General features: G+C 47.2%; 2 tRNA genes and 1 rRNA gene. All 3 read left to right on the forward strand.

Annotated features, from left to right (window positions below):
- Nucleotides 1–52: ribosomal RNA gene (locus QMG44_RS24200) — 16S ribosomal RNA — on the forward strand; the annotation flags it as partial.
- A gap of 70 nt (nucleotides 53–122) precedes the next feature.
- Nucleotides 123–199, forward strand: a tRNA-Ile gene (locus QMG44_RS24205).
- 38 nt (nucleotides 200–237) lie between these two features.
- Nucleotides 238–313 (forward strand) — tRNA-Ala (locus tag QMG44_RS24210).
- The last annotated feature ends 136 nt before the right edge of the window (nucleotides 314–449 follow it).

Below are 449 nucleotides of genomic sequence, written 5' to 3' on the forward strand. Positions count from 1 at the left end.
GAAGTCGTAACAAGGTAACCGTAGGGGAACCTGCGGTTGGATCACCTCCTTACCTTAAAGAACCTGCCTTTGTAGTGCTCACACAGATTGTCTGATGAAAAACAGCAGTAAAAAACCTCTACAGGCTTGTAGCTCAGGTGGTTAGAGCGCACCCCTGATAAGGGTGAGGTCGGTGGTTCAAGTCCACTCAGGCCTACCAAATCTGTCATGCAGATTTGAAGAGGTTGGTCATACGATGGGGCTATAGCTCAGCTGGGAGAGCGCCTGCTTTGCACGCAGGAGGTCTGCGGTTCGATCCCGCATAGCTCCACCATCTTTTACTGCGAAAACAAGAAAACTTCAGAGTGAACCTGAAAAGGTGCACTGCGAAGTTTTGCTCTTTAAAAATCTGGATCAAGCTGAAAATTGAAACGACACACAGTTAATGTGTGTTCGAGTCTCTCAAATTT

This window comes from Enterobacter sp. 200527-13 (genome assembly GCF_027924865.1).
Classification (GTDB): domain Bacteria; phylum Pseudomonadota; class Gammaproteobacteria; order Enterobacterales; family Enterobacteriaceae; genus Enterobacter; species Enterobacter ludwigii.